Here is a 17,346-nt window from a genome sequence, read left to right on the forward strand (position 1 = left end):
CGCCTTCCTCAGCCGTTCTGCGCCAGCACCGTTCCGGCCAGATAGAGCGAGCCACAGATCAGCAGCCGTGCCGGCGGTTCCCCCGCCCCCAGGGCGGCCAGTTCCGTCACCGCAGCGGCCACATCCGGACAGGATGATGCCTGCATCCCCGCCTGCCGGGCCAGGGCGGCGGCATCATCGGCCGTCACGCTGGCAGTCTCCCCCGGAATGGCAACGGCGCGCAGGCGGCGCACATAAGGAGCCAGCGGGGCCAGGAAATCCAGCGGGCGCTTGCTGCCCAACATGCCGAAAATCAGGTCCAACCTGCGGCCATCGGCCGTCCAGGCGGCCAGATGGCGGGCCAGTACCTGCCCGGCACTGTCATTATGGCCGCCATCCAGATGCAGCTCCCACCCCGCCGGCAGCAGTTCCACCAGCGGCCCCCGGCGCAGGCGTTGCAGTCGGGCCGGCCATTCCACCGCCGCCAGCCCCTGGCGGATGGCCGCCGCGGGAACGGCAAAGGGCAGATGGCGGGTGGCGGCAATGGCCGTGCCGGCATTGTCGATCTGATGCGCACCGGGCAGCGCCGGCAAGGGCAGGTCCAGCGTGCCCTGGGCATCGCTGTAGCGCCAGCCGCTGTCGCCCAGCGGTTCCGCCCGCCAGTCCCGCCCGGCCAGTGCCAGGGGGGCACCGGCGGCTTCGGCAGTAGCCTGGAAAACACCTGTCACCGCCGGATCGGCCTGCGGCCCGGCCACGGCCGGACAGCCGGGCTTGATGATGCCCGCCTTCTCCGCCGCGATGGCCCCAATCGTCTCTCCCAGGAACTGCATATGATCCATGGAGATGCGGGTCAGCACCGAGACGGCGGGGGCCGTGATCACATTGGTGGCGTCCAGGCGGCCGCCCAGCCCCACCTCCAGCAGCAGCAGGTCGGCCGGTTCCTCGGCAAAGGCCAGGAAGGCGGCGGCGGTGGTGATCTCAAAAAAAGTGATCGGATCGCCGCCATTGACCTGCTCGATCCGCTCCAGCAGGTCGGCCAGCCGGTCATCGGCAATGAAATGGCCGGCCAGCCGGATACGCTCGTGAAAATGCACCAGATGCGGGGACGTATACACATGCACCCGTTTGCCCGCTGCCTCTGCCATGGCGCGCAGGAAGGCAACGGTGCTGCCCTTGCCGTTGGTGCCGGCCACATGCACGATGGGCGGCAGCCGGCGCTCCGGGTTGCCCAGCTTGGCCAGCAGCCCCTCGATCCGGCCCAGCGACAGGTCGATCACCTTGGGGTGCAGGAGGCGCATCCGCTCCAGCACCGCCTCCAGCCGGGGGGAGCCCGGCACGATGGGGGCGGCCTTGATCATCGCGCGCCGGCACCACCCTTGATGCTGACCGGCTTGCGGGACGGCCCGCCGCGATCCGGCCCGTCGCCGCGCGGCATCCGCACAATCTCCGCCCCCGGCCCCGGCCGGCGCAGCAGATCGATGACGCGGGCCAGGGTTTCCCGCAGCTCCTTGCGATGCACCACCATATCGACCATGCCATGGTCCAGCAGATATTCGGAGCGCTGGAACCCTTCCGGCAGCGTCTCCCGGATGGTGCTTTCAATGACGCGGGCGCCGGCAAAACCGATCTGGGCGCCCGGCTCCGCCATATGGATGTCGCCCAGCATGGCAAAGCTGGCCGTCACCCCGCCGGTGGTGGGGTCGGTCAGCACCACGATATAGGGCAGGCCGGCTTCCTTCACCATTTCCACGGCGATGATGGTGCGCGGCATCTGCATCAGCGACAGGATGGCTTCCTGCATCCGCGCGCCACCCGATGCCGGAATGGCGATCAGCGGCACCTGCTGCAGCACGGCCAGCTTGGCGGCGGCCAACAGCCCCTCACCCACCGCCATGCCCATGGAACCGCCCATGAAATTAAAGTCGAACACGGCGGCCACGGCACCCTGGCCGTCAATTTTGCCATGGGCGACGACGATGGCGTCCTGCCGGTTGGTCTTGGACTGGGCTTCCTTCAGCCGGTCGGTATAGCGCTTCTGGTCGCGGAATTTCAGCGGATCGACCAGCACCTTGGGCAGTTCAATCGTCTGATAGCCCGGATCGAACAGCATCTTCAGCCGGCGGGCCGGGTCCAGCCGCATATGGTGGCCGCAATGCTGGCAGACATGCAGGTTCTCTTCCAGATCACGATGGAAGATCATCGCGCCGCAGGAGGGGCACTTATGCCAAAGATTGTCCGGAACCTCCTTCTTCGCAACGAGGGCCTGGATCTTGGGTTTGACGAAGTTAGTCAGCCAGTTCATGGGATACCTTCAAGGCGGGAGAGTATCCCGCTGAGTTTGGCCGCAATCGCGGGCACGTTCGGCTTGGTTTCGGCAAACCTGCCGTGGGCAATGGCGTTGCGGTCCTTATAGAGCTCTTGGATGTCTCGGTAATCCGAACCACCCTTGTCCGTCAATAAGGCGACGTGGTTCAGGAAGTATAAGCCGTCATGACTGACCACATCCCACGCCCGTCTTTCGGGGCCTTGCGCCTGACAACGCATTGCACTGATTACCTGCTGTGAGCGCGCCTTGATGGCCGCCTCAAATCGGGCGAACAGCAGGAAGCAATAAGCATTGTCATTAACCTCCGACATCAGGTTCAGTTCCTGAAGGCGGGCATTATCGCCCGCATTCAGCGCCTGCCTGATCTGATCGAACATTGCCTGGTCCGCAACGGCGTGGGCGAACAGGATATCACTGAAAAGCGTCACTGAAGACGCCCCAGCAAGTCATGCAGCACATCCCGGGTGAAGGGGATGAGATGTTCCGGGTCAGCGCGGCGGATCAGACGCCAATCCGGCTGTTCCGGGGTGCCAATATCCGCGATCGTATCAAAAATCTTGTCCGACCGTATCCAGACCTGCCCCCGCGTACCCATCACCCAACGCGCATCCGGCGTGATGGAAAGGGTGGCCTCGTGGCGGAGAATACGCCCGGGAAGGCCCTGCCGCACCGTATAGTCGGTGCGCTGATCCACGGGCAGGGGACGGACCGACTGTGTCACAAGCCGGCGGAGCAGCAAGGCGGGCAGCTCAACCGGCTTGGTCAGCCCGACCATCTGCATCTTGCGTTCGATCTTGGCAACGCTTCCCCGTTCGCACAGCACGCCGGGAAAGTCCCCCGCCCAAAGGCAGATATTCGCCATCAAGCGATCCAGCCGGGCTTTCCAGTCGGCCAGATCTGCCTCCACCCCCGCCCGGGTGGGCGGATCGGGCAGGTCATCACCAATCTCGAACGCATAGACCATGACACACCTCGCGGCTGGTGCCGTCAGATGCGGGCGTTGCGCACCCCCTGGGCCAGCGTTTCGACGAATCCTAACACATCACCCACCAGAGTGGCACCCGGCTTCCCGTCGCCATCCAGGCCGGTTTCGATCTTGCGCACAATGGCGCTGCCCACCACGGCGGCATCGGCCACGCGGGCGACGGCAGCAGCGGCCTCCGGTGTGGAGATGCCGAAGCCCACGGCCAGCGGCAGATCGGTATGGCGGCGCAGGCGGGTCACCGCCTCCTCAATCGCCGCACTGCTGGCGCTGCCGGCCCCGGTGATGCCGGTGACGGAGACGTAATAGACAAAACCCGATGTATTGGCGAGCACGGCCGGCAGACGGGCATCATCGGTGGTGGGCGTGGTCAGGCGGATAAAATTCACGCCGGCCTTCAGGGCCGGTTCGCACAGCTCGCCATCTTCTTCCGGCGGCAGATCGACAACGATCAGCCCATCCACCCCGGCGGCGCGGGCATCGGCCAGGAACGTGTCGACGCCATAGCTGTAGATGGGGTTGTAGTAACCCATCAACACGATCGGCGTTTCATCATCCTGGGCACGGAAATCGCGCACCATGGCCAGCGTGCGGGTCATGCGGGCGCCATTGTTCAGCGCGCGCAGGCCGGCGGCCTGGATGGCCGGGCCGTCGGCCATGGGATCGGTGAAGGGCATCCCCAGTTCGATCACATCGGCACCGGCCCCCGGCAGCCCCTTCAGGATGGCGAGGCTGGTGTCGTGATCCGGGTCACCGGCGGTGATGAAGGTGACGAGGCCGGCCCGTCCCTCCTGCTTCAGCCGGGCGAAGCGGCGGTTGATGCGGCCGGAATCGGCTTCACGGGCGGGGGCAACAGGGGTCATGGCGCTGGCTTCGGTTGTCACGAAAAGGCGGCGCACCATACCCCCCGCTCCCTTCGGAGACAATCGGCCAATATGCGCGGGCAGGTGCCAGGGGTAACATTCTGCATGGAATGATTGCTTGTGCTCCACGCAATCGATAACGTCCCTCAGTTGTTTCGTCGACAGGACTGGTCAACCCGCATCGTGCCGACACAAACCGCCGAGGAAGCCAATCCTTCCTCCTCCCCCTCTCCCCGCATTCTGGATACGGCCCCGTCGCGGGCGGTGATCTGGCTTGCGGTCTCCGCCTTGCTGATCGCCATGGCCCTGTTCGGCATGGAACTGGTGGTGGGCCGCGACCGGGTGATGGACCGCGCCGCCGCCGACGCGCGGGCCGGGGCACGGCAGCTGGCCGAACATGCCGCCAAGGTGATCGGCACCCATGCCCTGATCCTGAAGAATGCCGAATGGGTCTTCCAGAACGACGGCTGGGACAAGATGGCGGCGACACCGTCGCTGTATGACTGGCTGCGCCACATGGCGACGGAAGCGCCGGAGGTGCAATCCTACTGGCTGGTGGATGCCAAGGGGGAGGTGCGGATCAATACCCTGCGCTGGCCCAGCCAATCGCTGAATGTCGCCGACCGGCCCTATTTCAGTTTCCATGTCGATCAGCAGAGCGGTCCTTATATCGGTCCCCGGATGATCGGGCGCATTCATCCGGAAATCTTCTTTCCCATCAGCCAGCGGATCGAGGGGCGCGACGGCTCCTTCCAGGGGGTGGCGCAGGTTTCGCTGCGCCCCGGCTATTTTGAAAGCTTCTATGCCTCCGTCGCCCTGATGCCGGGGACGGAGGTGATGCTGGTGCTGGATGACGGCACCGTGCTGGCGCGTCACCCGGCGACCATGGCGGCGGAGCTGGGACTGCCCATGGTCGCCACCCTGCTGGCACAGGCCGGACAGGCAGAAGCGTCGGGTGCCGTGGGCGACCGGCTGTTTAATGTCGCCTCCCCCTTTGACGGTGTGCGGCGCTATTACGCCGTCGCCGGGGTGGACCGGCTGCCGGTTAAGGTGATCTATGGGCTGTCGCAGGACCATCTGGATGAGGTGTGGCTGCAATCGGCGCTCGGCCATATCGGCTTCGCCCTGGTGGCCACCATGCTGTTATTGCCGCTGGCGGCCATCGCCATGCGGCAGACCAAACAGGCCGAACAGGCCCAGACGGACCTGCGCAAGGCCAACAGCGCCTTGGAAAGCCGGGTGGCGGAGCGTACCGACCACCTGCATTCCGCCCTGACCGATCTGCGCCGCAGCGAGGAACGGTTGAGCCGGCTGGTCGCCACCATCCCGGTGGGGGTGGTAGAATATAATGCCAGCGGCATTATCACCGACATCAATGTGGCGGGTGAGCGCATTTTCGGCATGTCAAAGGAGGAGCTGGCCGGCCTCAGCCATGATGCACCCCTGTGGCAGGCCGCCCTGCCCGACGGGAAGCCCCTGGCCGGGCCGGACCATCCCGTGGCCCGCGCCCTGGCGGGGGAGACGATCAGCGAGATGGAATATACGGTGCGTGACCCGCGCACCGGCGCACGGCAGGTATTATCGGTCAATGCCGCCGCCATCCGCGATCCGGGCGGGCAGGTCATCGGCTGCACTGCGACCATCGTCGATGTCACCGCCCGGTACGAGGCGGAGGATCGTCAGCGCCTGCTGATGCGGGAGGTGGATCACCGGGCCAAGAACGCCCTCGCCGTGGCCCAGGCCGTGGTGCGGTTGAGCAAGGGGGACAGCATTGCCGAATTCACCCGCGCCGTGGAAGGCCGCATCTCCTCCCTGGCGCGGTCCCACAGCCTGCTGGCCCAGGCATCCTGGTCGGGGGCCGACCTGAAACGGCTGCTGGAGGATGAGCTGAACGGCTTTGTCGAAGGGCCGGGCCGGCTGGTGCTGTCCGGCCCGGCCGTTCAGCTGGGGGCCGATCTGGTGCAGTCGCTGGGCCTGACCTTCCATGAGCTGGCCACCAATGCCGCCAAGCATGGCGCCCTGTCGGCCGACGATGGCTATATCAGCGTGCGCTGGTCGGTGCAGCGCCAGGTGCTGAACCTGCATTGGGAAGAACATGGCGGCCCGAAAGTAACCGCCCCGCCCGATCATAAGGGCTTCGGCTCCACCCTGCTGGGCCAGGTGTTGCGCCACCAGCTGGGCGGCAAGATGGAGATGGAATGGGCCGAAACCGGCCTGAAATGCCACCTGACCCTGCCATTGACGGAGGCATGAAAAAAGAGGTGCAGAGCCAAGCCCCGCACCCCTTTTTCTTTAATTTCAATCTCCCTTGACCGTGACCGATCAAAGGAGATTTCATGTCCCCTCAGGCGGCGACGCGCTTGGCGTCCTTGCCCTGCTTGGCAGCCGTCAGAATTTCCCGCGCCATCTCATCCGCCACATCGCTGGTGGGGCGGTTGTCACGGTCGGCGCGGCGGAAAATTTCCGTCAGGGTGACGGGAATGCGCTCCACCTGCCGCAGCACGTCATCCTTGTCATAGGATTGCGTCACCTCGGCCGAGACATTGATGATGCCGCCACCATTGATGACATAGTCCGGCGCATAGAGGATGCCGGCCTGGCGCAGCGCCTCGCCGATTTCCGCCGTGGCCAGCTGGTTATTGGCCCCGCCGGCCACCACCTTGGCCTTCAGCTCACCCAGGCTGACCGGGTTCAGCACCGCGCCCAGCGCGCACGGGGCATAGACATCAACCTCGGCCGCATGGATATGGTCGGCGGCCACGGCCGTGGCGCCGAACTGGTCCACCGCGCGCTGCACGGCATCGGCATGGATGTCGGCCACGGTCAGCACCGCACCTTCTTCGGCCAGCCGGCGCAGCAGGTTGGAACCGACATTGCCCAGCCCCTGCACGGCCACGCGCACGCCCTTCAGGCTGTCGCTGCCCAGCTTGTGCCGCACGGCGGCCTTGATGCCCAGATAGACGCCATAGGCGGTGAAGGGCGAGGGATCGCCGCTGGCATCATGGCCGCTGGACAGGCCGGCCACATGGCGAGTGGTCTGGCCCATCTGCATCACGTCGGCCACGCTGATGCCCACATCTTCGGCGGCGATATAGCGGCCGCCCAGGCTTTCCACCACCCGGCCGAAGGCGCGGAACAGCGCTTCGGACTTGTCCTTGCGGCTGTCACCGATGATGACGGATTTGCCGCCGCCCAGCGGCAGGCCGGCCATGGCATTCTTGTAGCTCATGCCGCGCGACAGGCGCAGCACATCCTTCACCGCGTCGGCTTCGCTGGCATAGGGCCACATGCGGCAGCCGCCGCAGGCCGGCCCCAGCGCCGTGGAATGCACGGCGATGATCGCCGACAGGCCGCTGTCGGCATCGCGGCCGAACAGCACCAGTTCATGATGATCAAAGTCGGGGAAATCAAACAGCATTGTCGGAATCTCCAGCCCGCAAAGCCCTGTCAGTGCCGGTCTTTCACGACCGGTCGGCAAGGCCAAGTCTAGGCCCGGGAGAGGTCCGGGGTCGATTTCGTTGTTGGGGGGCTGAATGCACGTTTCGACCGCCCAACCGCCGGTTCGGGCAATTCCATGTCCCGCACGGGCGGGATCAGCCCAGACGACGCGGGTCGCGGGCCGGCGCGGTGAAGGCCGGCTCTCGCCGCGCCGTCGGCCCGCTGGGCGCGCCGAATGTCGGTTCGCGCCGCACACCTGCCGGACCGGCACTGGCGGCGGGGCGGGGTGGCGGCGGGGCCGCCGGGCGGGTAGCGGCGGGACGGCGGGCAGCCGGGCGACGCCGGCGACCGCTCCACCAGAGATTGGCGACAATCCCCAGGACGAAGACGCCAATGCCCCCCATCAGCCCGTAGCGCGCCCAGTCCGGCACGGTCATGTTTGTCGGATCGAAGCCGGCCGGGTCCGCCGCCCCGCCATCCAGCCCCTCCGCCTGCACATCGCTGCGCGGGGCGGCTTCCGGCATGCTGGTCTCTGCCCCGGCTGACCGGTTGGCGGTGGCGGGGGCTGGCGTGGACGCATGACCCAGAATGGAGGGTCCGCCCCCCTGCCCTCGTTCCACCGCAGCGGCGGGCGGGGCAGCAGCGGGGGCCGCACCGGTGGCCCGGCTGGCCCCCAGCAGGGTGCTTTCCGATCCCTGACCGCGATCCACACCGGGGGCGGCGGGGGCTGCCTGGGGCTTCACCTCGCTCTCCTTCAGCATGGGGCTGGAGGAACGGGCGCGGCTGTTGGGATCGGCCAGATTGCCCACGCCCTTGCGTTCCGGCTGGTCACGCATCAACTGGTCGATGGTTTCCGGATCCAGCCGGCCGGTCGCCTTCAGCCCATGTTTGCGCTGATAGGCGGAAATGGCCGCAGCGGTGGCGCTGTCCATCTTGCCGCTGGCCCGGCCCTGATAGAGGCCCTGCTGATCCAGTATCTGCTGGGCCCATTGAATGGTCGCACTGTTGGGTTGCTTGTCCTGTGCCAGCACCGCAGGGGCGGCCAGGGTCAGGCTGGACAGCACCAGCAGAACAGCGCCACCACGGGCAGCGCGCGGAAAGAACGGGGGACGGGGGACCGACATCGACACTTGGCGGATATCCTGCGAAAGGCCGCTGCCGCAATGCGGCATGACGCCTGACCATGGCACTTCTGGCCAGCGATATCAAGAACCGGCGGGGAGCCATCGTCGATGATAGACCCATGACCGGTGAAGCCTGTAGGATTGAAGGCGATTGAGACAATTCGATGGCCGTTTTGCCCGACCCGTCCCCTTACCCCGTGAAAGTTCCCCGTATGCTCGGCTGGGCAGGCTCGGTCTGGCTGGCTGCAATGCTAATTGCTGATCTGCTGCTGCTGGGGCCGACGGCAGGAAGCCTGTTGTGCCGCCTGCCGGCACTGCTGTGCCTGCTGGGCTGGTTGGCCGGCCGGCTGACCGGATGGCCCTGGCCCGCCCTTACAGCGCTGACCGCCATTGCGGGACAGGCTGTTGCCATCGGCCTCTGGGCAGAGGCAGCGGCACCCGGGCCGCTGCTGGTGGCCGGCGGGCTGGCGCTCAGCCTGCCGGCCATCCTGCTGGGCCGGCTCTTACGCTCCGACCATTCATTTCCCGCCGACAGCAACCCCGAGGGTGAGGGCGCTCCCGACCCGATGGCAGTGGAATCGGTCCCCAAACCGGTTTTGCGCATCGCCGGGGACAATATCCAGGCACGGCTGGCCGTGCTGGGCGATGGGCTGGACCGGCTGGCCTATGGGGCGGACGGCGCCCGCATCCGCCCGCTTTGCGCCGAGGTGAAGCAAATCCGCACAGCGGTGGAACAGACGCTGGGCGCCCCGCCGCAGCAGCCGGCCCGCCCGCTGCGCGATCCGCCGCAGCCCCACGCCGCAGCAGCACCGACCGTATCGCCGGCCCCACCCGTACGGCGCGCCCTGTCCATCCTGCTGGTGGATGATGATGTGGTCGGCCGCACCCTGACCCGGCTGCTGCTGGAAAAGGACGGGCATGAGGTGGAGGAAACGGACGACGCCAAGATGGCGCTGGAAATGGCCCTGATGGAAGGGCCGGAACTGGCGCTGGTCAGTGCCCGCATCGGCCGCCATCGTGGCCTGGCACTCGCCTGGTGCATCCATCGCGGCAAGGGGCCACCGGTCATTCTGCTGCGCGGGCCGGCCGATCGGGCGATGGAGGCGGATATTCTGCGGGCCGGGCTGCGCGGCGTGCTGGACAAGCCGGTGACCCCAGCCGGCCTGGAGACCGTTCTGGATGCCTTCCTGGCCAGCAGCGGCCCCACAGAGGCGGCATCACCGGACGTGGGCAATGGCGCCGACCTGAACCAGGAACTGCTGGCCGATCATCTGCGCCTGCTTGGGCCGGAACGGCTGGGCCAGATTATCGACAGTTTCCTGTCCAACGCGCCGGAGACACTGGAGAGTGCGGCCAAGGCCGCGCGGGAAGGCGATGTGCATAATCTGGGCAGGGCCGCGCATAAGCTGGCCAGCGGCGCCCTGACTGTGGGGGCTGCCACGCTGGCCGCCCTGGCCAAGGGCATTGATACCGCCGCAAAGCGGAACGAGGGGGAGGCCGCCCTGAGCCAGGCAAGGCAACTTCCCACCCAATGGCTGGAAGCGAAGGCCGCCCTCACCCGGTTCCGTCAGGGGCTGTAGGCCCCCGACCCTTCAAATCTGATCGGTAACCTCGACCGACAGCCGGTAACCCAGCCCTTTTTCCGTCAGGATCAGGTCCATGGAGCCGCTATCCTGCATCTTTCGGCGCAGGCGGCTGACCAGCACGTCGATGGTACGGTCATTGGGGTTGCGGTCGGTGCCGCTGACCGCATCGATCAGCTGGTCACGCGTCACCACGCGGCCGCCGGAACGCACCAGCAGGCCCAGCAGCTCAAACTCCCCGCGCGTCACCCGCACTTCCTGGCCCGCCGGGTCCAGCAGGCGGCGGCGGGCCAGATCCATGGTCCAGCCGCCAAAATACCGCACCGTCCCTTCGGCCTTGTACATCTTGCTGGGATGGGTGCGGCGCAGCAGGTTGCGAGCGCGGGCCAGCAATTCACGCGGGTTGGGCGGCTTGGTCACATAATCATCGCCCCCCGTCTCCAGCCCGAAGACGCGGTCGCCATCATTGGCGCGCTGGGTGACGATGATGATGCCGACATTGGAAATTTCCCGGATCGACTTGGCGAGCGTGAACCCGTCCTCGTCCGGCAGTTCAATATCCAGCAGAACCAGATCGGGCGGCTGGCGCAGCATCGCTTCGCGCGTCTGCTTACCATTCTCCGCTTCCGCCACCATGAAGCCGGCCTCATGGAAATAGCCGGCAAGCAACGCACGGGTGGCCGGCTCATCCTCCACAATCAGAACCAAGGGCGCGTCGGCGATCTCAGCCATACCGGAACCATCTCCATGCCAGATCGGCGTCAGTCACGCTGTCACGCAAGACAGACATCGTGCGACGCCATGTTAACGGCTATACCGCGTTTCCGCATGGAAATGAAGTCAATGCAATAGGTAAAATACTGTTTAATTTTGGTTAATATAAGGAACTATAAGGAAAATCTGCTGTCAAAGGGGCGGCGCGGCGATCCTCGCCACGCCGCCAGCACCGGTCACGCCCCCAGTTCCAGCAGGGAAGCGTTTCCACCAAAGGCTGTGGTGTTGACGGTCAGGGTTTTTTCCGTAACGAAACGGTGCAGATAATGCGGCCCCCCTGCCTTCGGCCCCGTGCCGGACAGGCCCTGGCCGCCAAAGGGCTGCACACCAACCACCGCCCCCACCATATTGCGGTTGATATAGGTGTTGCCAACCGGCAACGATCGGAACAGGGCCTGCGCCCGACCTTCCAGTCGGCTATGCACGCCAAAGGTGAGTCCGTAACCCGTGGCGGCGATCTCTGCCGCCACCTTGTCCAGATCGGCCGCCCTGAAGCGGACGATATGCAGGATGGGGCCGAAGACTTCCCGCTTCAGCATCGACAGCGACGGGATTTCATAAAGGCGCGGGCCGAAGAAGCTGCCCTTGGCCGGGGCGTCAATGGCCTTGATCAGCCGTGCTTCCTTGTCCATGCGCTGGGCATGGGCGGCCAGCAGGGCCTTGGCCTCTTCATCAATCACCGGGCCGACATCGGTGGCCAGATCCATCGGGTCGCCCAGGCGAATCAGCTCCATGGCACCGGCCAGCATATGGGCCAGCTTGTCGGCAATATCATCCTGGGCAAACAGCACCCGCATGGCCGAACAGCGCTGACCGGCAGACTGAAAGGCGGAGGTGACGCAATCATCCACCACCTGTTCCAGAAGTGCCGTCGAATCGACAATCATGCAGTTCTGGCCACCCGTCTCCGCGATCAGCGGTACAATGGCGCCTTCGCGGTTGGCCAGGCTGCGGTTAATGGCGCGGCCGGTTTCGGTGGAGCCGGTGAAACAGACCCCGGCCACACGGGCGTCAGCCACCAGGGCCGCCCCCACCACCGCGCCATCGCCCGGCAGCAGGTGCAGCACATCGCCCGGCACACCGGCCTGCAACAGCAGCCGCACAGCCTCTGCCGCCACCAGCGGCGTCTGTTCGGCGGGCTTGGCCACCACGGCATTGCCCGTCACCAGGGCTGCCACCACCTGACCGATGAAAATGGCCAGGGGGAAGTTCCAGGGGCTGATGCAGGCAAACACACCGCGCCCGGCCAGATGCAGCTCGTTGCGCTCCCCCGTCGGGCCGGGCAGCAGCACCGGCTTCAGCCCGCTGCGCGCCTGGGCCGCGTAATAGCGACAGAAATCGACAGCCTCCCGCAGCTCGGCCACCGCGTCGGGCAGGGTCTTGCCGGCTTCGCGCACCAGCAGCGCCATCAGGGCCGCGTGGTTGGCCTCCATCAAGGCAGCGGCACGATCCAGAATGGCAGCACGATGCTCCACCCCGGCGCGATCCCAGCCCGGCTGGGCCGCCACGGCCAGCGACAGCGCCCGGTCCACCCCGGCCGGATCGGCCAGCACCACCTTGCCCACCACGAAGGTGCCATTGGCCGGGTCGATCACATCCTGCACCGCCCCGGCCAGCTCCGTCCCGCCAATGATGGGGCCGGCCGTCCAGCTGCGCGTCAACGCCTTCGCCATCTCCGCCTGCAGCGCCGCCACCCGGTCGGGGGCGGTCAGGTCGATGCCCATGGAATTGGCGCGTTCAGCCCCATAGATATCGGCGGGCAGCGGGATACGCGGGTGACGCAGCATACCATCATTCTCCAGGAAAGCGGCCGGATCGGCCACCACATCGGACACCGGCACGTCGGGGTCCATATAGGCATTGACGAAATTGCTGTTGGCGCCGTTTTCCAGCAGGCGGCGCACCAGATAGGGCAGCAGGTCTTCATGGGTGCCGACCGGCGCATAGATGCGCACGCGCGGCATGTTCGGCAGCACCTCGCGCGCCGCCGAGTACAGCAGCTCGCCCATGCCATGCAGGCGCTGGAATTCCAGGTCTCGGTTATCGCCGGCCAGATGCAGGATGGCGGCGATCGTATAGGCATTATGGGTGGCGAATTGCGGGAAGATGGCGTCCTTGGCCGCCAGCATCTTCCGCGCGCAAACCAGGTAAGACAGGTCCGTCGCCGCCTTGCGGGTGAAAACCGGGTAGTCGGCATGGCTGGCGATCTGGGACATCTTGATCTCGCTGTCCCAATAGGCGCCCTTGACCAGCCGCACCATGAAGCGACGGCCGGCATCGCGGGCCAGGGCCACCAGCCAGTCAACCGTAAGCGTAGTGCGCTTCTGGTAAGCCTGAATGGCCAGCCCCAGCCCTTCCCAATCCTTCAGGTCGGCATCATAGGCGAGTGCGGCAAGCACTTCCTGGCTGAGGTCCAGACGGTCGGCCTCCTCCGCATCGATGGTCAGGTTGATGTCCCAGCGCTTGGCCTGCAGGGCCAGCCCCTTCACCGCCGGCACCAGCCGGGCCAGCACGTCAGCCTGCTGGGCATAGACATAGCGCGGATGCAGGGCCGACAGTTTGATGGACACGCCAGGGGCCGCCATCGGGCCCCGGCCCGCCGCTTCCTCCCCCACCGCATCGATGGCCTTCTGATAGGCTTCCAGATAGCGCTCCGCCTGTTCCCAGGTCCGCGCGCCCTCGCCCAGCATGTCATAGGAATGCACGGTGCCGGCGGGCTTGGCCTTGCGCGCCTCCGCCATGGCTTCCTTAATGGTGCGGCCCAGCACGAAATGGCCGCCCATCACCCGCATGGCCTGGCCCATGGCGGCGCGGATGACGCTTTCGCCCGAGCGGGCCACCATGCGCTTCAGGAAATTGCCGGCATCGCGTTCCCCGCCGCGTTCCAGATCGCTGATCTTGCCCGTCAGCATCAGGCCCCAGGCGGCGGCATTAACAAAGGCGCTGTCGCTGCGACCCAGATGGGCATCCCACTGGCCCTGCGCGATCTTCTCGGCGATCAGCCGGTCCGCCGTCTCCGGGTCGGCGATGCGCAGCAGGCATTCGGCAATGCACATCAGGGCGATGCCCTCATTATTGGACAGGCCGAATTCCTGCAGGAAGCTGTCCAGCGGCCCCAGTTCCTTGCGGCGCAGGCGGGCCGCGTTCACCACAGCACTGGCGCCGGCATGGATGCTGCCGCGTTCCGCCGCACTCAACCCCAGCCCGCGCAGCAGGCCCTTCACGGCCTCCACCTCATCGGCATGTTTGGTCTGGCGCATGGTGGTGCGGATGGCGTCGAGCGTCGTCATCTGGATGGTTCCGGCGGTTAAGTATCAGGGGATATGCCGGATTATCGCAGAGAAGCCGGGCGATTTTTCTCCAAACTTAGGCGTTTGGCCGGATATTATCCGGTGAAAGAAGCCTTTCACCGGATTTCATCATGCGCGCCAGCGACAGCCTTGACCGGATCGACCTGAACATCCTGCGCATCCTGCAGCAGGATGGCCGCATTGCGAATGTGGAGCTGGCGCGCCGCGTCAACCTCTCCCCCACGCCCTGCCTGGAACGGGTGCGGCGGCTGGAGCGGGACGGCTATATCCGCCAATATGTGGCGTTGCTGGACCCGGAGAAGCTGGAACGCGGGCTGGCCGCCTTCATTGAGGTGCGGCTGGACCGCACCACCCCCGACGTATTCCAGATTTTCGCCGATGCCGTGGGACGGATGGATGAAATCCAGGAAGCCCATATGGTGGCCGGCGGCTTCGATTACCTGATCAAGGTACGGGTGGCCGATATGGCCGCCTATCGCGCCTTTCTGGGCGACAAGCTCTCCTCCATCCAAGGGGTCGCCCAGACCCATACTTACATGGTGATGGAAGAGGTGAAGAATACCCATATGGTGCCGGTGCCCAGGGCCGGCGGGTAAGGATTACTCAAACGTCTGCAAGGGCGGCGGTGCCGTTTTCAGCAAACCATCCAGCAGCAGCAGGATGGCCTCCATCTGCTCCCGCACCTTGTCCAGTTCCATGGATGTCTTGTCATCCAAGGCTGCTTCCATCAGCAGATTATCGAAATCATTCAGCAGGCTCTGCAGGCTCTCCCGCTCCTCCTGCAACAGATCATAGGCGCCCAGCGCATGGATCAGCAGGTCAGGCGGGTTCTGGAAAAAAGATAGCGAGAGCCGGGTGAAGGTGGCAATGCCACGCAGCCGCATCCGCGCCAGCCAGCCGGTCAAATCCGTTGGCACCCCCCGATTCGGCGCCTCGGCCGCCTTCTCGGTGATGGTGAAGATCATCGCCTGGATTTCCAGATAGCGCGCCCGCGCCTTCTTGAAGGCGGGGAAGGTTGGCAGCTTGGTGCCTTCCTGCTTTTCAAACAGGCTGACCGCACCGGCCAGCGATTGCGACAGGTGCCGCAAGACTGTTGCCCGCTGTGCCGCTTCCTGTTCGTAACGCATGAAAATCCCCGTATGTGCGGCTTGATCATGGCGTAACGGGTGCCTGCCGCGCAAGGGTGGGTGCCCCATCTTTCGCACGGGCAAGCCTGCGGTCAAACGCTCAAGGCAGGCGCGCTTGGCCGCCGGCTTGTGCCGGATCGGGGGGAATGATACATGCCGCCCATGATGATGCAGCCATCGCCCCTTGGCCTGGAAAACACCACCCCGTCGGCCCCCCGCCCGCGGGGTTCCGCACGCGTGGTTGATCTGGTGATCGACGCCCTGATCGGCATTTATGATCACGAGCTGACCCGGCCCCAGCGCCTGCGCATCAACCTCGACCTGACCCCGCTGCCGGACAGCCTGCCGCTGGACCCGGCCCAGATCGCCACCCAGGTGACCGAGCATATCCAGGCCCGCCACACCAACTTGCTAGAAAGCCTGGCTGAACGGCTGGCCGCCCTGCTGCTGTCCGACCAAAGGGTCGCCAGCGTAATGGTGCGGCTGGAAAAGCTGGACGCCTTTCAGGAATGCGAGGCGGTGGGGGTGGAGATTCTGCGGCGTCGGTAAGGGGAGAGGTTTACTCTACCCCACCCGCCAGCACCTTCACCTCAAACCCGCCCTTCTCCCGCAGCGCGGCCACCACACGCTCGGCGTGGCGTTTGGAGCGGCACTCGATGGTCAGGTCGATATCGGTGGCCTTGACCGAGGTGGTGGTGAACAGGCGCTGGTGCAGCGCCTCGATGATATTGCCGCCGGCATCGCCCACCAGACCGGCAATACGGGCCAGCGTGCCGGGCCGGTCGGGGATCATCACCCGCACGGCGATCAGGCGGCTTTCGCGCACGGCATGGCGCATGATCACCTGGGCCAGCACGCGGCTGTCAATATTGCCGCCACACAGCACCAGCCCGACCTTGCGGTCCTTGAACTTTTCCGGCTGAGCCAGCACCGCCGCCAGACCGGCCGCCCCCGCCCCTTCCGCCACCGTCTTTTCAATATTCAGGAACAGGGCGACGGCATTTTCCACGTCCGCATCGCTGACCAGGATCAGGTCATCCAGCAGGGCGCGGCAGATTTCCAGCGTGTGGCGACCGACATTCTTCACCGCGATACCTTCGGCGATGGTATCGCCGCCCACCTCGATCGGCTGGCCCTTCAACGCCTGATCCATGGCGGGATAGGCCTCCACCTCCACCCCGACAATGCGGATGGAGGGTTTCAGCGCCTTGGCCGCCACGGCAATGCCGCCGATCAGCCCGCCGCCGCCGATGGGCACCACCAGCGTATCCAGTTCCGGGGCAGCGGCCAGCATCTCCAGGGCGATGGTGCCTTGGCCGGCAATCACCGCCGGATCATCATAGGGATGGACGAAGACCAAGCCTTCTTCCGCCGCCAGCCGTTCCGCCTCTGCCGCTGCTTCGGCCAGCACGGCACCCTTCAGCACCACGCGCGCGCCATGTTCCTCCGTCCGCTCCACCTTACTGAAGGGCGTGCCCTCCGGCATCACGATGGTGGCGGGAATGCCCAGCCGGCCGGCATGATAAGCTACCCCCTGGGCATGGTTGCCGGCCGACATGGCGACCACGCCGCGCGCCCGTTCCTCCGCATTCAACTGGCGCAGCTTGTTCAGCGCCCCGCGCTCCTTGAAGCTGGCGGTGAATTGCAGATTCTCGAACTTCACCCAGATATTGGCACCGGTCAGTTGCGACAGGGTGCGGGACGGCACACAGGGTGTGTCCACCAGATGCCCGTGCAGCGCCTTGGCGGCATCGACAACATCATCATGGGTGATGGCAAGCGCGGCGGTCATTGGTGCTGAACCCCTGATTTCTGATTTTGTGCGCCTATAGTGCGGAT

15 protein-coding genes are annotated in these 17,346 nt (G+C 65.8%); 4 read left to right on the top strand and 11 right to left on the bottom strand.

Annotation, left to right across the window (positions count from 1 at the left end; genetic code table 11):
- Positions 1 to 8: 8 nt before the first annotated feature.
- Genes CHB97_RS08260 through trpA form a run of 5 tightly spaced genes read right to left on the bottom strand, consistent with a single transcriptional unit; the run spans position 9 to position 4,150 of the window.
- Positions 9 to 1,337 carry a folylpolyglutamate synthase/dihydrofolate synthase family protein gene (locus tag CHB97_RS08260; protein WP_089287494.1) on the bottom strand — a complete coding sequence of 443 codons (1,329 nt, stop codon included), beginning with the start codon at positions 1,335 to 1,337 and terminating at the stop codon, positions 9 to 11.
- On the bottom strand, positions 1,334 to 2,281 hold the full coding sequence (gene accD / locus CHB97_RS08265; protein WP_089287495.1) for an acetyl-CoA carboxylase, carboxyltransferase subunit beta: 948 nt from the start codon (positions 2,279 to 2,281) through the stop codon (positions 1,334 to 1,336). The genes CHB97_RS08260 and accD overlap by 4 nt, the downstream gene beginning before the upstream one ends.
- Positions 2,278 to 2,733, bottom strand: a complete 456-nt coding sequence (locus CHB97_RS08270; protein ID WP_089287496.1) for a hypothetical protein — start codon at positions 2,731 to 2,733, stop codon at positions 2,278 to 2,280. The genes accD and CHB97_RS08270 overlap by 4 nt, the downstream gene beginning before the upstream one ends.
- A complete protein-coding gene (locus CHB97_RS08275) occupies positions 2,730 to 3,269 on the bottom strand; it encodes a hypothetical protein (RefSeq protein ID WP_089287497.1) in 540 nt (179 codons plus the stop codon). Before CHB97_RS08275 ends, CHB97_RS08270 begins: the two co-directional genes overlap by 4 nt.
- A 23-nt stretch (positions 3,270 to 3,292) precedes the next feature.
- Positions 3,293 to 4,150 (bottom strand): tryptophan synthase subunit alpha, encoded by an 858-nt coding sequence (trpA, locus tag CHB97_RS08280; RefSeq protein ID WP_089287747.1) that lies wholly within the window; start codon positions 4,148 to 4,150, stop codon positions 3,293 to 3,295.
- Between the two features lie 183 nt (positions 4,151 to 4,333).
- Between trpA and CHB97_RS08285 the strand changes: the two genes are divergently transcribed.
- Positions 4,334 to 6,403: a sensor histidine kinase gene (locus CHB97_RS08285; protein WP_143270790.1), complete on the top strand. Its 2,070-nt coding sequence runs from the start codon at positions 4,334 to 4,336 to the stop codon at positions 6,401 to 6,403.
- Between the two features lie 91 nt (positions 6,404 to 6,494).
- On the opposite strand, the gene CHB97_RS08290 is transcribed toward CHB97_RS08285, so the two are convergent.
- Both CHB97_RS08290 and CHB97_RS08295 read right to left on the bottom strand, forming a co-directional pair.
- A complete protein-coding gene (locus CHB97_RS08290; protein ID WP_089287499.1) occupies positions 6,495 to 7,568 on the bottom strand; it encodes a Glu/Leu/Phe/Val dehydrogenase in 1,074 nt (357 codons plus the stop codon).
- A 175-nt stretch (positions 7,569 to 7,743) separates the two neighbouring features.
- Positions 7,744 to 8,712 (bottom strand): peptidoglycan-binding domain-containing protein, encoded by a 969-nt coding sequence (locus tag CHB97_RS08295; protein ID WP_160105684.1) that lies wholly within the window; start codon positions 8,710 to 8,712, stop codon positions 7,744 to 7,746.
- Between the two features lie 248 nt (positions 8,713 to 8,960).
- On the opposite strand from CHB97_RS08295, the gene CHB97_RS08300 reads away from it, so the two are divergent.
- Entirely contained in the window at positions 8,961 to 10,292 is a 1,332-nt protein-coding gene (locus CHB97_RS08300) for a response regulator (RefSeq protein WP_160105686.1), read from the top strand.
- 12 nt (positions 10,293 to 10,304) lie between these two features.
- Here the strand turns inward: CHB97_RS08300 and CHB97_RS08305 are convergent, their stop codons facing one another.
- Together CHB97_RS08305 and putA are read right to left on the bottom strand one after the other, a co-directional pair.
- Positions 10,305 to 11,027 carry a response regulator transcription factor gene (locus tag CHB97_RS08305; protein WP_089287502.1) on the bottom strand — a complete coding sequence of 241 codons (723 nt, stop codon included), beginning with the start codon at positions 11,025 to 11,027 and terminating at the stop codon, positions 10,305 to 10,307.
- A 218-nt stretch (positions 11,028 to 11,245) separates the two neighbouring features.
- Entirely contained in the window at positions 11,246 to 14,359 is a 3,114-nt protein-coding gene (gene putA, locus CHB97_RS08310; protein WP_089287503.1) for a bifunctional proline dehydrogenase/L-glutamate gamma-semialdehyde dehydrogenase PutA, read from the bottom strand.
- Positions 14,360 to 14,490: 131 nt separating this feature from the next.
- Between putA and CHB97_RS08315 the strand changes: the two genes are divergently transcribed.
- On the top strand, positions 14,491 to 14,976 hold the full coding sequence (locus tag CHB97_RS08315) for an Lrp/AsnC ligand binding domain-containing protein (protein ID WP_089287504.1): 486 nt from the start codon (positions 14,491 to 14,493) through the stop codon (positions 14,974 to 14,976).
- Between the two features lie 3 nt (positions 14,977 to 14,979).
- On the opposite strand, the gene CHB97_RS08320 is transcribed toward CHB97_RS08315, so the two are convergent.
- Positions 14,980 to 15,507, bottom strand: a complete 528-nt coding sequence (locus tag CHB97_RS08320) for a hypothetical protein (protein ID WP_089287505.1) — start codon at positions 15,505 to 15,507, stop codon at positions 14,980 to 14,982.
- Between the two features lie 153 nt (positions 15,508 to 15,660).
- Here CHB97_RS08320 and CHB97_RS08325 point away from each other — a divergent pair, with 153 nt between their 5' ends.
- A complete protein-coding gene (locus CHB97_RS08325; RefSeq protein ID WP_089287506.1) occupies positions 15,661 to 16,056 on the top strand; it encodes a dihydroneopterin aldolase in 396 nt (131 codons plus the stop codon).
- 10 nt (positions 16,057 to 16,066) lie between these two features.
- Here the strand turns inward: CHB97_RS08325 and CHB97_RS08330 are convergent, their stop codons facing one another.
- Positions 16,067 to 17,299, bottom strand: coding sequence for a threonine ammonia-lyase (locus CHB97_RS08330; RefSeq protein ID WP_089287507.1), 1,233 nt, complete (start codon positions 17,297 to 17,299; stop codon positions 16,067 to 16,069).
- Positions 17,300 to 17,346: the final 47 nt, after the last annotated feature.

Source organism: Azospirillum sp. RU38E, assembly GCF_900188385.1.
In the GTDB taxonomy this organism is placed as follows: domain Bacteria; phylum Pseudomonadota; class Alphaproteobacteria; order Azospirillales; family Azospirillaceae; genus Niveispirillum.